General features: G+C 46.9%; 13 protein-coding genes. 11 read left to right on the top strand and 2 right to left on the bottom strand.

Annotation, left to right across the window (positions count from 1 at the left end):
• Positions 1-17: 17 nt before the first annotated feature.
• Complete coding sequence (locus DXD68_RS18880; protein WP_122363043.1) at positions 18-1340, bottom strand: Gfo/Idh/MocA family protein; 1323 nt, start codon at positions 1338-1340, stop codon at positions 18-20.
• Between the two features lie 85 nt (positions 1341-1425).
• Between DXD68_RS18880 and DXD68_RS18875 the strand changes: the two genes are divergently transcribed.
• The 3 genes from DXD68_RS18875 (at position 1426) to DXD68_RS18865 (ending at position 3775) form a co-directional block, all read left to right on the top strand.
• Positions 1426-1923, top strand: a complete 498-nt coding sequence (locus DXD68_RS18875; protein ID WP_122363105.1) for a UpxY family transcription antiterminator — start codon at positions 1426-1428, stop codon at positions 1921-1923.
• A gap of 2 nt (positions 1924-1925) precedes the next feature.
• The gene (locus DXD68_RS18870) at positions 1926-2783 is read left to right on the top strand and encodes an urea transporter (RefSeq protein WP_122363042.1); all 858 of its coding nucleotides are present in this window, start codon (positions 1926-1928) and stop codon (positions 2781-2783) included.
• A gap of 266 nt (positions 2784-3049) precedes the next feature.
• Positions 3050-3775, top strand: coding sequence for a tyrosine-protein phosphatase (locus DXD68_RS18865; RefSeq protein WP_122363041.1), 726 nt, complete (start codon positions 3050-3052; stop codon positions 3773-3775).
• Between the two features lie 13 nt (positions 3776-3788).
• Here the strand turns inward: DXD68_RS18865 and DXD68_RS18860 are convergent, their stop codons facing one another.
• A complete protein-coding gene (locus tag DXD68_RS18860; protein WP_122363040.1) occupies positions 3789-5270 on the bottom strand; it encodes a cobyric acid synthase in 1482 nt (493 codons plus the stop codon).
• Between the two features lie 100 nt (positions 5271-5370).
• Here DXD68_RS18860 and DXD68_RS18855 point away from each other — a divergent pair, with 100 nt between their 5' ends.
• The 8 genes from DXD68_RS18855 (at position 5371) to DXD68_RS18820 (ending at position 13744) form a co-directional block, all read left to right on the top strand.
• Positions 5371-6486, top strand: coding sequence for an acyltransferase family protein (locus DXD68_RS18855; protein WP_122363104.1), 1116 nt, complete (start codon positions 5371-5373; stop codon positions 6484-6486).
• Between the two features lie 11 nt (positions 6487-6497).
• Positions 6498-7631 carry an acyltransferase family protein gene (locus tag DXD68_RS18850; RefSeq protein WP_122363039.1) on the top strand — a complete coding sequence of 378 codons (1134 nt, stop codon included), beginning with the start codon at positions 6498-6500 and terminating at the stop codon, positions 7629-7631.
• Between the two features lie 27 nt (positions 7632-7658).
• On the top strand, positions 7659-8861 hold the full coding sequence (locus tag DXD68_RS18845) for an L-serine ammonia-lyase (RefSeq protein ID WP_122363038.1): 1203 nt from the start codon (positions 7659-7661) through the stop codon (positions 8859-8861).
• Positions 8862-9002: 141 nt separating this feature from the next.
• Positions 9003-9644: a TetR/AcrR family transcriptional regulator gene (locus DXD68_RS18840; RefSeq protein ID WP_122363037.1), complete on the top strand. Its 642-nt coding sequence runs from the start codon at positions 9003-9005 to the stop codon at positions 9642-9644.
• 8 nt (positions 9645-9652) lie between these two features.
• Positions 9653-10945: a TolC family protein gene (locus tag DXD68_RS18835; protein ID WP_122363036.1), complete on the top strand. Its 1293-nt coding sequence runs from the start codon at positions 9653-9655 to the stop codon at positions 10943-10945.
• 51 nt (positions 10946-10996) lie between these two features.
• Complete coding sequence (locus DXD68_RS18830; protein ID WP_233577235.1) at positions 10997-11872, top strand: HlyD family secretion protein; 876 nt, start codon at positions 10997-10999, stop codon at positions 11870-11872.
• Positions 11873-11886: 14 nt separating this feature from the next.
• Complete coding sequence (locus DXD68_RS18825) at positions 11887-12789, top strand: ABC transporter ATP-binding protein (RefSeq protein ID WP_122363034.1); 903 nt, start codon at positions 11887-11889, stop codon at positions 12787-12789.
• A 220-nt stretch (positions 12790-13009) separates the two neighbouring features.
• Positions 13010-13744 (top strand): ABC transporter ATP-binding protein, encoded by a 735-nt coding sequence (locus DXD68_RS18820; RefSeq protein WP_122363033.1) that lies wholly within the window; start codon positions 13010-13012, stop codon positions 13742-13744.
• The last annotated feature ends 1 nt before the right edge of the window (position 13745 follow it).

The raw sequence follows: 13745 nt of genomic DNA, 5'->3' as shown, positions 1-13745 counted from the left end.
AATTATATTTTCCCTCTTTACAATTTAGGCAATTCCCACGGAGCCCTGTAATAAGCCTTTGATAAGGCAGTCGCTTCATTATCACCGATAAACACGCTATTGGTATCATCCCAATGCACTTCACGTTGCAGCCGGCAGGATATATTTGCCAGATGAGACATCTTGGCAACCCGTGCGCCGATGGCAATATCGGCATGGGGCAATTCCCGGCTCTTGATGCAACTCAGGAAGTTCCCGACATGGTTATACAGTCCTTTCCCTTCGCCTTTTTTGAACGGAACAGCTTCCATGCGTGCTTCTTTTCCGGCAATAACGGGAAGAACTTCCCAACCGGCACGGGTGAGCACCAGCGTACCGTTTTCGCCGAAGAACGCCAGTCCCTCTTTCTTATCGAACGGACCGTGATTGATTCCGCAGGCATGATCCCAGATTATATTGAAATCCTTGTAAGCATAAGTTGCCATCAATGTATCGGGAGTCTCCATCGCATCGTCGGGATAAGCGAACTTGCCGCCTCCGGAACAAACACGAGCAGGCAGGTCGGCTCCCATACCTTCCAGTGCATAATCCAGCAGATGGACACCCCAGTCGGACATCAGTCCTCCGGCATAATCCCAGAAGAAACGGAAGTTATAATGGAAACGGTAGATATTGAACGGACGTTTCGGAGCCGGTCCGAGCCACATGTCATAATCTACTCCGGCAGGAACAGGGCTGTCGGCAATAACAGGCAATGTCGGTTTGCTGTCCTGGTAAGCCCATACTTTTACCGTACGGATACGACCGATATTTCCGGCTTTCAGGTAGTTGGCTGCTTCGTCCCAGTGCGGGTCGCTGCGCTGCCATTGTCCGACCTGGACGATCCGGTTATATTTGCGGGCGGCTTTTTCCATCAGGTTACATTCTTCGATCGTATTGGAGAGCGGCTTTTCGACGTAGACATCTTTACCTGCCTGGCAGGCATAAACGGTCGGAAGGCAATGCCAATGGTCGGGCGTTCCGATGATGACTGCATCTACATCCTTATTGTCGATCACCTTGCGCCAGTCCTTATATAGGTGGGGCACCTTCTTTCCGGTACTTTTTTCCACATCGGCAGCCCGTTTGTTCAGCCATTCGTCATCGATATCGCAAAGGGCGACACATTCTACTTCCGGATATTTCAGAAAATTGCTCAGGTTGGAGAATCCCATCGAACGACATCCGATCAGGGCTACTTTTACTTTGTTACTCGGAGCCGCCTGTCCGTAAACAGTTCCGTAAGCGCTTCCGAATAACGGTGATAAACCGAGGCCAGCCGCTGATATGGCTGATTTCTGTAAAAAACTTCTTCTATTCATGGTATTAAATTCTTGTGTTCGCAAACAGTTTTGCAATTATACGAAAAATAGTCCTATATTTGTGCCTTTAAACAAAAAAAAGATAATGACACCCCCTTTGAATACTACAAACTGGAATGTACTATATACTGCTCCCCGGGCAGAAAAACAGGTGAAAGAACGCATTGAAGCTTTAGGTGTTGAATGTTTTTTGCCATTGCACCGTACACCCCGTGTATGGTCTGACCGGGTAAAAATAGTTGAAGTCCCATTGTTTAATTCCTATATTTTTGTCCGTTGCCCCGATGATGTATTGCGCGATTTGCTTCGTGTCTATGGCGTTGTCCGTATTGTCTTTTATAACAAGAAACCGGCGATAGTCCGCCAGAAAGAGATAGATGCCATTCAGGAGTTTCTGGACCAGGCAGCCGAACATGCCCTTTGCCCCGGTGAAGAGGTTGAAATTTTGGCGGGAGCCATGAAGCATGTATCCGGAAAGGTCAAGAAGATAAAGAAGAATCATTTATTACTATATTTGGAACAGTTGGGAGCTACCGTATGCGTGAAGCTGGATGAGGTAGCCCGAGTGAATCGTCTTAAATAATTATGTATCAGTATTTTTTTGTTTTAGCTCGTGGTATTGGGCAAGTGATGTTTCAGAACAATGCGCTTTCCGGTTTATTGATGCTGATCGGAATAGCTTGTAATTCATGGCTGTTGGCAGTTTTGGCCGTAGTTGGGAATCTTATCAGTACGCTGACTGCCTGGTTGTTCGGATACGACCGACAGGAGATTGAGGATGGTTTATATGGATTTAACGGAACCCTCGTGGGAATTGCCGTAGGTGTATTTATGCCGGTGACGGTGAGCTCTGTGTTGCTGCTGTTATTTGGGTCTGTGCTTTCGACCTGGATTGCTCATGGGTTTAATTGCCGAAATAAAATACCGGGTTTTACTGCGCCTTTTATTCTTTCCGTCTGGTTGCTGCTGGTTGGCTGCAGGTTTCTGTTTCCTTCATTATTATTCCTTTCCGCAGCGTCAGATGCAGAATCGCATGCTGACCTTTTCCGTGCTTTCAGCTTGAATATAGGGCAGGTGATGTTTCAGGGGGGAACGGTCTTGTCGGGCTTATTTTTCCTGGCAGCCATCTGTGTGAATTCCCGTTGGGATGCTTTGTATACGGTTTGGGGTGCCTTGCTGCCGATAGGAATTGTTTTGCCGTTTTGGACGGATTATGAGGTATTGAATGCCGGCTTATTAGGGTATAATGGAGTTTTGTGCGGGATTGCGCTTGGAAGAAATAACTGGCAAAGTGCAGGATGGGCTACGATTGCGATCTTATTGTCAGTCTTACTACAGATTGCAGGTATGAAGGCTGGTTTGACAACACTGACTGCCCCCTTTGTTCTTTCTGTGTGGATCGTATTGGGAATGATGCATATCCGGAAAGTTTCTACAAAATAAAATGGTATCACTTTCACAAGTAATACCATTTTGGACATTTTCCTTTATAAACAGTAAAATAATAATTATCTATAGTTATTATGATACTAACTAAATGCATCGGTACAAATATAAAGATTTTGAAAATACGGTGATTGGATAAAATACCGCCAGTGGACATTTGGTGTGACATTAGAGAAGTTAGGTTCTTGGTTTGAGAATAATTTGCTAAATGTTTATTTTAGATTACTTTTGTATGATTCATTATTCAATAAGAGTAAATATTTATGTGTGCATTGTTTTCTTCTCTTTTTTTCGGAAAGAAGGAGTTATGGCCTGGTATGACAGATGTTCATACGCATTTGTTGCCGGGGGTGGATGATGGGTTTTCCTCTTTGGATGACAGTAGGGAAATGCTGACTTTCCTGGAAGAGCGTGGTGTGGAACGTATATTCCTTACGCCTCATATCATGGCTGATTTGACGAAAAACCGTGCTGTAAGTTTGAAAGAACGGTTCGGGGCTTTCAGGGAAAGTTGTGCGCAGATACATGTGGATATGCGTCTGGCTGCCGAATATATGCTGGATGAATGTTTCTACGAGCGGATGGAGGAGGGGCTGTTATCGTATGACGGGCAACATGTCCTTGTGGAAGTCTCCTGCTTGCAGGCTCCGGGAGATTTGTTTGAGAAGCTGTATGATATGCAACTGAATGGTTATATTCCTGTAATGGCGCATCCTGAGCGTTATGGTTTTTGGAATATAAACGAGTTGCTGAAACTAAAAGAGCACGGATGTAAATTTCAATTGAATATTTTTTCCTTAATGGGCTTCTATGGCCCGTTATCTCATAAGACAGCTGTTTCTCTACTGAAAAACAGCCATTATGATTTTGTCGGTTCAGATATCCATTCCCTGAATTATCGCCGTTCTTACAACTCCCTTCAACTCAAAAAAGATCAATATGGAGAGGTGGAGAAATTAGTGCATGGAAATGACGGGTTATGGAGGTGATATTTTATATAGATTATAAAGTACTATAAATATACTCCATATCCACATGTCTCCTGACCAGTTCTGCTAATTTGTCGTACTGTTCTTCTTTGAATGCCGCATAATCGAATGGGACGGAATCGGTTTCCTTGTTGAAACCTTCGGCGAGGTTGTCGAGTACTTCCGGGTTGTCGAGGATGCCGTGCATATAACTGCCCCAGCAGCGGTCGTTCAGATAATAACCGTCTTTCCTGCCGTCTTCGAGCAAAGCGACCGGGCTTTCGGGAGCATTTCCGAAAAGTACAGTCTGTCCCATATGTATCTCGTATCCTTTGCATGCCATTGGAGAACCGGAACGGAAGGTGAAACGGCTTTGTTTCGTTACTTTTTCCTGCTCGATAACGGTGCATTGGGGGAGTAACCCTAATCCCGGCACGGCAGGAATGTTCCCTTCTATTCCTTCCGGATCTTCCAGGCGGGCACCCATCATCTGGTAGCCGCCGCAGATACCGATCACTTTTTTCCCTTTCTTGAATGCACGAACGACAGCATCGGCAATACCGTTGGCGCGGATGCTTTGGAGGTCGGCGAGAGTATTCTTTGACCCTGGCAACAGGATAATGTCCGCTTTTTCTATTTCGTCTATATTGCTTGTGTAGTAAGGATTGAAACGTGGGTCCATATCCAGTACGTCGAAATCCGTGAAGTTTGACATACGCTTCAACAGGATAATGGCGACATTGATCTTGCCGTCCTGCCAGGTATTCGTTTTCATATCCAGCGCTACCGAATCTTCTTCCTCTATTTTGATATCCCGGAACCAGGGGATGACACCCACGACCGGGATTCCTGTCAGCTCTTTCAACAGTGTCCGTCCTTCTTCGAACAGAGATGCGTCTCCGCGGAACTTATTGATGATGATCCCCTTCATCTGTGCCCGTTCCTCAGGTTTGAGTAAGGCGATCGTGCCGTAAACGGAACCGAATACGCCGCCGCGGTCGATGTCGGCTACCAGATAGGTAGAGGCATCCGCCTGTATCGCCATGCGCATATTGGTGATATCGCGGTCGCGGAGGTTCAGTTCGGAGATACTTCCGGCTCCCTCCAGTACGATCGGGTTATAGCGGGCTTCCAGACGTTTGAATGCCTCGATGGCCTCTCTGAAAAGAGCTTCTTTCTGATTCTGCACACCGAAATAGTCCTTGGCGGACATGTTGCCGACCGGACGACCGTTCAGGACCACCTGCGAGCTTTTATCGTTGGTCGGTTTCAGTAAAACCGGGTTCATATCCGTATGCGGGACAATACCGCACGCTTCCGCCTGTACCACCTGGGCACGCCCCATCTCACCGCCTTCAGGGGTGGAAAAGGAGTTCAGCGACATATTCTGCGCCTTGAAGGGAGCAGGTTGATATCCATCTTGTTTAAAGATGCGGCAAAAAGCAGCGTTGATCACACTCTTTCCTGCATCGGAACAAGTGCCAACGAACATGATCGGTTTTAAGTGCTGTTTCATAATGGCTGCAAAACTAATGAAAAAGCAGGACAGTTCTTATATTATTTTCTATATTTGCGCTTACTTATTTCTAAATTATATACGATTTAAATTAAATACCATGGAAAAACAGAAACAGAGCCAGCGGCTTCAGTCGCTGGACGCTTTACGGGGATTTGATATGTTTTTTATTATGGGAGGCGGGGCCCTGTTTGTCGGGCTGGCGACATTGATACCTACTCCTTTCTTTCAATCGCTGGCGGACCAGATGAACCATGCCAAATGGGGAGCGGGATTCACTTTCGAGGATATTATCTTTCCTTTGTTTTTGTTCATTGCCGGTATCTCTTTTCCTTTTTCACTGGAGAAGCAGCGGGAGCGGGGCATGTCGGAAGCGGCTATCTATAAGAAGATTGTCCGGCGTGGAATTACGCTTGTCGTATTGGGATTCGTTTATAACGGATTGCTGAATCTGAATTTTGAGACCCAACGCTATGCCAGTGTACTCGCCCGTATCGGTCTGGGATGGATGTTCGGTGCATTGATCTTTGTCAATACACGGACAATCACACGAGTATGGATCGTGGCGGCTATCTTGATCGGCTACTGGTTGTTGCTGTTTATTCCGGCACCTGACGGGAATGGGGCAGAACTGTTTACGCGCGAAGGAAATCTGGCTTGCTATATCGACCGGCTGCTGTTGCCGGGACGTTTGCATGGAGGTAATTATGATCCGGAAGGTATTTTGTCTACTTTGCCGGCTATCGGTACCGCCTTGTTGGGGATGTTTACCGGCGAATTTATAAAACTACGTAAAGAAGGATTGAGCGAAACGAAGAAAGTAGGATATATGTTGGTTGCAGGTGGCTGCCTGTTGGTGGTCGGTCTGTTGTGGGGATTATTCTTTCCGATTAATAAATATTTGTGGACCAGCTCGTTCGTTTGTACGGTAGGAGGCATTTCTGCCATCTTGTTTGCGCTATTCTATTATATTGTCGATGTGAAAGAATGCCGGGGATGGACGCTTTTCTTTACGGTGATCGGAACTAATTCGATTACTATCTATCTGGCACAAGTATTCATTAACTTCACTTTTACAGCGAATGCCATTTTCGGAGGTTTCATCGGTTTGTTCCCTGAAACGGCACAGCCATTGTTAGGGGCGGTTGCCTATATTGCCGTCTGCTGGGGATTCCTGTATTTCCTGTATCGTCAACGTATTTTCTTAAAGGTCTAAAATAATAACAAATGGAAAAAACTACTTACAAGCGATTGGAGTCGCTTGATGCTTTACGCGGATTTGATTTATTCTTTCTGGTCGCATTGGGACCGTTGGCTCATTCATTGGCAAGGGCTGCTGATGTGGGATGGTTGAACGATTGTATGTGGGCATTTAGCCATGTACATTGGGAGGGTTTCTCTCCCTGGGATTTGATCATGCCGTTATTCCTTTTTATGTCAGGAGCTTCCATGCCTTTTGCGCTGTCGCGCTACAAAGGAGTTTCCGATAAGAAAGCTCTTTTCCGTCGTCTGGGAAAACGTATCCTGTTACTGTGGATATTCGGTATGATGTGCCAGGGTAATTTGCTGGGATTCGATCCGGACCGGATTTATCTATATTCAAATACGTTGCAGTCGATCGCTGCCGGCTATCTGATCACGGCTGTATTGTTTCTGTATACCAGCCGGCGGACGCAGATAGGAGTGGCGGTAGCTTTGCTGCTTGTCTATTGGGCGGCGATGCAGTTTATCACGGTCGGCGGTTATGGCGGAGGTAATTATACACCCGAAGGAAACCTGGCGGAATGGATAGACCGTACCGTACTGGGACGTTTCCGCGATGGAGCGAAAGTGGTGGACGGTGAAGTCGTTTTTGTCGGAGGATATTACTATACCTGGATATTAAGTACGCTGAACTTTGGGGTGACGGTGCTGACCGGTTTGTTTGCAGGCTATATTGCCAAAGATAAAACAAGCGATATCTATAAACTGAAATGGTATTTCGGAGCAGGTGCGGCGATGGTTGCTGCCGGATGGCTATGGGGATTGCAGATGCCGGTGATCAAGACGATCTGGACCAGTTCGATGGTGCTGGTGAGCAGCGGCTATTGCTTCTTGTTGATGGGGTTGTTCTATTATCTGATAGATTATAAAGGATATAATAAGAATATCACCTGGCTGAAAGTGTACGGAATGAACTCGATCGTCGCTTATATGCTGGCAAATGTCATTAATTTCAGCTGCCTGGGGCAATCCTTATTTTATGGTTTGGAGCAATATCTCGGCAATTATTATTCCTTTTTGATCAGCTTGTCAAACGTATCGGTTATTTATGTAATTTTGTGGCTGCTATATAAACGTAACATATTTCTTAAAGTATAGAAAACACAAAATTAGGGAAAAAGAGAAATGGAATCAATCAGACAGATATACCGGATCGGTCATGGTCCGTCGAGTAGTCATACGATGGGACCGATGCGTGCTGCACAAATGTTTCTGGAACGTAACAGGGGAGCTGTGCGCTTTAACGTAACATTATATGGTAGTCTTGCTGCTACCGGAAAAGGTCACATGACCGATGCTGCCATTCTGGAAGTGCTGCAGCCTGTTGCTAAAACGAATATTATCTGGGAGCCTAAAGTCTTCCTGCCGTTCCATCCGAACGGTATGTTATTCGAATCGTTCAATGAAAGAGATGAAGAGCTGGAATCATGGACGGTGTACAGTATCGGTGGCGGAACACTGGCGAATGAAAGTTTTAACGAGCTTAAAACAGCTCAGGTCTATGAGATGAGTACCATTAAGGATATTCAGGCCTGGTGTGAAAAGACCGGACATTCTTACTGGGAATATGTGGAGCAATGTGAAGGTCCTGAGATATGGGATTACCTGGCGGAAGTTTGGGAGGTGATGCAGAAAGCCGTACAGAACGGTCTGGAAGCGGAAGGTATCCTGCCGGGAGGTCTGGGAATACGCCGGAAAGCTTCGGATTATCTGATACGTGCCAAGGGATATGGCAGCAGTATTAAAAGCCGTGGCATGGTGTATGCTTTCGCTCTGGCTGTTTCCGAAGAGAATGCCTGCGGCGGTAAGATCGTGACGGCACCGACTTGTGGTTCCTGCGGGGTTATGCCGGCTGTATTGTATCATCTGAAAGATACGCGTGAGTTCCGCGACTCCCGTATCCTGCGAGCATTGGCGACTGCCGGACTGTTCGGGAATGTGGTTCGTACGAATGCTTCCGTCTCAGGAGCGGAAGTAGGCTGCCAGGGTGAAGTCGGAGTGGCTTGTGCAATGGCTGCCGGAGCTGCCAGTCAGCTGTTCGGTGGAACACCTGCCCAGATCGAGTATGCTGCCGAAATGGGATTGGAACATCACCTCGGGCTGACTTGTGATCCCGTTTGCGGACTGGTACAGATTCCGTGTATCGAACGTAATGCTTTTGCCGCAGCACGTGCGCTGGATGCAAATACATTCTCGAACTTCTCGGACGGAAAGCACCGGGTTAGTTTCGACCAGGTGGTGGAAGTAATGCGTCAGACCGGTAACGACCTGCCCAGCTTGTATAAAGAGACTTCCGAAGGCGGTCTTGCCAAGAAGTACGGAGAATAAGATTCTGTAAAATATATTAAAATAAGGGTGTAATAGTTGCACCCTTATTTTTTTATACTACATTTGACATATCTGTCAAACAATAATGTCAGACATATTTGGCAGACACTATTGACAAATGAAGTAAAAACAAGATATACAATGGGTACAGAAGAAGTAATCACAATGGAGAACCGAATCCTGGAAGCGGCAAAGATAGTCTTTGTGAGGAAAGGATACGAAGCGACCAAGATGGGTGACGTGGCTGCCGAGGCAGGAATCGGGCGTACGGCTTTACATTATTATTATCGCACAAAGGATATGCTGTTCGATGCGATTTTCGACCAGTTGATGGACAGCCTGCTGCCTGACCTGGGTATTATTATTGATGAGAAACTCCCTTTTCTGGAGAAGCTGCCTAAAATTATCGAACGATATGTGAATACGTTGCAGAAAAATCCTTTATTCCCGATTTTCGTCTTAAACGAATTACAGCGGGACCCCGAACACATCTATCACTCGGTGTTGAAAGATCTGCCACGGATAGAGCCGATCATGCATCTGCATGCTCAACTGGTGGACGAAATGGAGAGAGGCATGATAAAGAAAATGCCGCTGTATTATATGGCAACGACCCTGGTCAGCCTGCTGATTTTTCCGATGCTGATACGAAATCCTGTTACTGCTATATTTATGGATGGCAATGTCGGGGAATATGATAAGTTCCTGCAGGAACGTATCCCTTTCGTTACCGATATAATGATCCGGCTGTTGACACCGGACGATCATACACAAAATAAATAATTACCTCTATGAAACGGATTTGTGTAATTCTATTTTTATGTTTTCTCCTGTTACCGGGTAGCATGAAAGGGCAGGAGAAGATTACTTTGACGCAGTGCTACGAATGGGCACGGGCTAATTATCCCCAGATACGCCAGTACGGGCTGATCGGGCAGACCGAGCAGTATAATCTGTCGAATGCCGTCAAGGGCTGGTTGCCTCAGGTGACGGTGAATGCGAAAGCGACTTATCAGAGTGATGTGACCCGGCTCCCGTTCGATGCGGACAAACTGTCGGCTGTCATGCCGGGACTGGAAATACCGACATTGAGCAAAGACCAGTATCAGGTTGTTGCCGAACTGAACCAGAATATATGGGACGGCGGCACGATCCATACTTCCCGCCAACTGACCAAGGCACAGGCTGAGGCAGACCGGAAACAGTTGGAAAGCGATCTTTATACATTGAACGACCGGGTGAACCAACTTTATTTCGGTTGTCTGCTTCAGGAGGAACTGATCCGCCAGAATGTGTTGCTGCAGAAAGAACTACAGATTAATATCGATCGTATAACGGCGATGATGGCTAATGGAGTTGCCAACCTGTCCGACCGCGAGAGCATGGAAGTGGAACTTTTGAATGCTTGCCAGAAGGAAATCGAACTGAAAGCCTCCCGTGTCGCTTTCGGCAGGATGCTGAGTACGATGATAGGGAAGCCTTATGATCCGAACAGGATACTGGAGGTACCGAACGTGCCGGGTAATCCGTTATCCGGAGAAATAAATCGTCCCGAACTGAAGGCGTTGGATGCAAAAAGTTATTTGCTGGAATTGCAGAACAAACAGATCACAAGTGGTTTGATGCCGCGTATCGGTGCATTTGTCCAGGGTGGATACGGCAGACCGGGACTGAATATGCTGGAGGATAGCTTTGATCCGTTCTATATAGCGGGTGTGCGCCTTTCCTGGAATATGGGTAAACTATATACATTAAAGAATGATCGTCGCAAAGTCGCAACCACACTGCAGCAGGTAGAAGTACAGCGTGAGACTTTCCTCTTCAATACCTCTCTGCTGTTGATGCAGCAGAATACGGAGATACAGAAGATTTCCGACCTGATGAAAGCGGACAATGAAATCATCCGTCTCCGCACCAGTATCAAGAAAGCGGCAGAAGTGAAGCTGGAGAATGGGGTCATCTCCGTTACCGACCTGATCCGTGAGATCAATGCGGAAGATATGGCAAAGCAGACGGCGGCGGTCCATCGTATCCAGCATCTGAATGCGGTTTATAATTATATGTATACGACGAATAATGAATAATCAAAAAGAATCATGAAAAGTAATATGAAACGATTGAATTCTTACACTTTGATGGCAGCTGCTTTATTGAGTCTTGCTGCATGCAACAGGGGAGACGGCAACTTCGACGCGACGGGTACGTTTGAAGCAACGGAGATTCTGGTGTCTTCCGAGGCAAACGGCAAGATTATGGAACTGAATATAGAGGAAGGCGACCGGCTGGATGCCGGGACAATGGTCGGATATATCGACAGTACCCAGTTATATCTGAAAAAGATGCAGCTTTCGGCAGGTTTACGCTCGGTGGATATTCGTAAACCGGATATCCGTAAACAGATCGCAGCTCTGGAGCAGCAGATCGCTACTGCCCGTACGGAACAGCAGCGAATGGAGAACCTGGTAAAGGCAAAAGCCGGCAACCAGAAACAGGTGGACGACATCGTAAATAATATCAAATATCTGCAGAAGCAACTCGATGCGCAGTATTCCACCCTGAATAAAACAACCGGCGGAGCGGATGCCGAAGCTGAAAGCATCCTTTATCAGATCATGCAGCTCGACGATCAGTTACAGAAAAGCCGCATCGTGACTCCCCAGGCGGGAACAGTCCTTGTCAAATATGCAGAACCGGGTGAAGTGACGGCTGCCGGCAAGCCTTTGTATAAAATAGCCGATACCGACCTGCTTTATCTCCGGGCTTATATCACAGCCGACCAGCTTTCAAAATTGAAACAGGGCCAGACTGTCCGTGTCTTTGCCGATTATGGAGCGGATGAACAGCGCGAATATCCGGGAACGATCACCTGGATATCCGATAAGTCGGAGTTTACCCCTAAAGGGATCCAAACGAAAGATGAACGTGCCAACCTGGTTTATGCCATCAAGATTGCTGTTAAGAATGACGGCTATCTCAAGATCGGGCAATACGGGGAAACGGTGTTTAATTAAATAAAGAACGGGATATGAACAACGAAGTGCGGATAGAAGGAATCTTCAGGAACTACGGCAATGTGGAAGCTTTGCAGGATATTTCCCTGGATATACATTCGGGAGAACTGTTCGGGCTGATCGGACCGGACGGGGCAGGGAAGACGACTTTGTTCCGTATCCTGACGACTTTGCTGCTGGCGGATAAGGGAAAAGCAACCGTTTGCGGACTGGATGTCGTTCGTGATTATAAGAAGATCCGTACGATGGTCGGTTATATGCCCGGTCGTTTCTCCCTGTATCAGGACCTGACGGTAGAGGAGAACCTGAACTTCTTCGCTACGGTATTCAATACGACAATAGCTGAGAATTATGAACTGGTTCGTGACATATACGTTCAGATAGAACCGTTCAAGAACCGGAAAGCCGGAAAGTTATCCGGTGGTATGAAGCAAAAGCTGGCATTGTGCTGTGCATTGATCCATCGTCCGGAGGTGCTCTTTTTGGATGAACCGACAACGGGTGTCGATCCGGTTTCGCGTGTGGAGTTTTGGGAGATGCTGGACCGACTGAAGAAACAAGGTATTACCATCCTGGTTTCTACACCTTATATGGATGAGGCTTCCCGTTGCGACCGTATAGCGTTGATGCGTTCCGGCCGGTGTTTGTCCGTCGATACGCCGGCAGGTATCCGTGCTTCCTTTGGCAGGCAGCTGTGGATTGTCCGCTCGGCAGCTATGTATAAGCTGTTGGTCGACCTGCGGGCTTTTCCCGGCACTTATTCCTGCTATGCCTTTGGGGATGCGCATCATCTGACATTAAAAGAGGATGGGCGTGAGATGGATGCACTGAAGCAGTATCTGAAAGGAAAGGGATATACCGATGTGACGATAGAACCGGTGATGCCTAGTGTGGAAGATTGCTTCATGGCTTTGTGATTTTGCCATTGGAAAGGCAATGTTTTGCCAATAGGATAGCATAGGTTTGCCAATACGATGGCAGGGTCTTGCCATAGTGATGGCAGAAGTTTGCCAATAGGATGGCAGGGCTCTGCCAAAGGCATGGCAAAGTGTTGGCAAAGTCTTCTGCAGAATCGGAGTTTGCCTACTTCGTGTAAAATTCATTGCAACTGTAAAAGATGCATTAATTCGATATATAATGAACGTAATAGAAACAAACAACCTGACGAAGCGCTTCGGAAACTTTACGGCAGTAGACCATATAAGTTTTGAGGTAGGAGAGGGAGAGATATTCGGTTTCCTCGGTGCCAATGGTGCCGGTAAGACCACTGCTATGCGTATGCTTTGCGGGTTGTCGACTCCTACTTCCGGCGAGGCCCGTGTCGCAGGTTTCGATGTATATAAGGAGACAGAACAGATTAAACGTCATATTGGCTATATGAGTCAGAAGTTTTCCCTTTACGGCGATCTGAAAGTATGGGAGAATATTCGTTTGTATGGCGGTATCTACGGCCTTTCGGAGAAAAAGCTGGCAGAGAAAACGGATGAGTTGCTCTATGTACTGGAGCTGGAATCTGAACGGAATACACTGGTCGATGCCCTGCCTTTGGGGTGGAAGCAGAAGCTTGCCTTCTCCGTAGCCATTATCCATGAGCCCCGTGTCGTCTTTTTGGATGAACCGACCGGAGGTGTCGATCCGGTTACCCGCCGTCAGTTTTGGGAACTGATCTATCAGGCGGCAGAGCGGAACATTACTGTTTTTGTTACTACCCACTATATGGATGAAGCTGAATATTGCAACCGGGTATCTGTCATGGTTGACGGAAAGATCGAAGCATTGGACAGTCCGGCTGCTCTGAAGTCTTCTTTCCATGCCGATAATATGAATGACGTTTTCCATGCCCTGGCACGAAAAGCGAAAAGAGGAGAATAGT

Source organism: Parabacteroides sp. TM07-1AC (assembly GCF_003480915.1).
In the GTDB taxonomy this organism is placed as follows: domain Bacteria; phylum Bacteroidota; class Bacteroidia; order Bacteroidales; family Tannerellaceae; genus Parabacteroides; species Parabacteroides chongii.
Note: the sequence above shows the minus strand (reverse complement) of the source record. Positions and strands in the feature narration are given on the sequence as shown.

What these genes read in the sequence shown, in the direction of transcription:
- DXD68_RS18845 (WP_122363038.1), top strand. Translation starts at nt 7,659, where the DNA reads ATGGAATCAATCAGACAGATATACCGGATCGGTCATGGTCCGTCGAGT.
- DXD68_RS18820 (WP_122363033.1), top strand. Translation starts at nt 13,010, where the DNA reads ATGAACGTAATAGAAACAAACAACCTGACGAAGCGCTTCGGAAACTTT.
- DXD68_RS18875 (WP_122363105.1), top strand. Translation starts at nt 1,426, where the DNA reads ATGACACCCCCTTTGAATACTACAAACTGGAATGTACTATATACTGCT.
- DXD68_RS18840 (WP_122363037.1), top strand. Translation starts at nt 9,003, where the DNA reads ATGGGTACAGAAGAAGTAATCACAATGGAGAACCGAATCCTGGAAGCG.
- DXD68_RS18865 (WP_122363041.1), top strand. Translation starts at nt 3,050, where the DNA reads ATGTGTGCATTGTTTTCTTCTCTTTTTTTCGGAAAGAAGGAGTTATGG.
- DXD68_RS18855 (WP_122363104.1), top strand. Translation starts at nt 5,371, where the DNA reads ATGGAAAAACAGAAACAGAGCCAGCGGCTTCAGTCGCTGGACGCTTTA.
- DXD68_RS18825 (WP_122363034.1), top strand. Translation starts at nt 11,887, where the DNA reads ATGAACAACGAAGTGCGGATAGAAGGAATCTTCAGGAACTACGGCAAT.
- DXD68_RS18835 (WP_122363036.1), top strand. Translation starts at nt 9,653, where the DNA reads ATGAAACGGATTTGTGTAATTCTATTTTTATGTTTTCTCCTGTTACCG.
- DXD68_RS18860 (WP_122363040.1), bottom strand. Translation starts at nt 5,270, where the DNA reads ATGAAACAGCACTTAAAACCGATCATGTTCGTTGGCACTTGTTCCGAT.
- DXD68_RS18830 (WP_233577235.1), top strand. Translation starts at nt 10,997, where the DNA reads ATGGCAGCTGCTTTATTGAGTCTTGCTGCATGCAACAGGGGAGACGGC.
- DXD68_RS18850 (WP_122363039.1), top strand. Translation starts at nt 6,498, where the DNA reads ATGGAAAAAACTACTTACAAGCGATTGGAGTCGCTTGATGCTTTACGC.
- DXD68_RS18870 (WP_122363042.1), top strand. Translation starts at nt 1,926, where the DNA reads ATGTATCAGTATTTTTTTGTTTTAGCTCGTGGTATTGGGCAAGTGATG.
- DXD68_RS18880 (WP_122363043.1), bottom strand. Translation starts at nt 1,340, where the DNA reads ATGAATAGAAGAAGTTTTTTACAGAAATCAGCCATATCAGCGGCTGGC.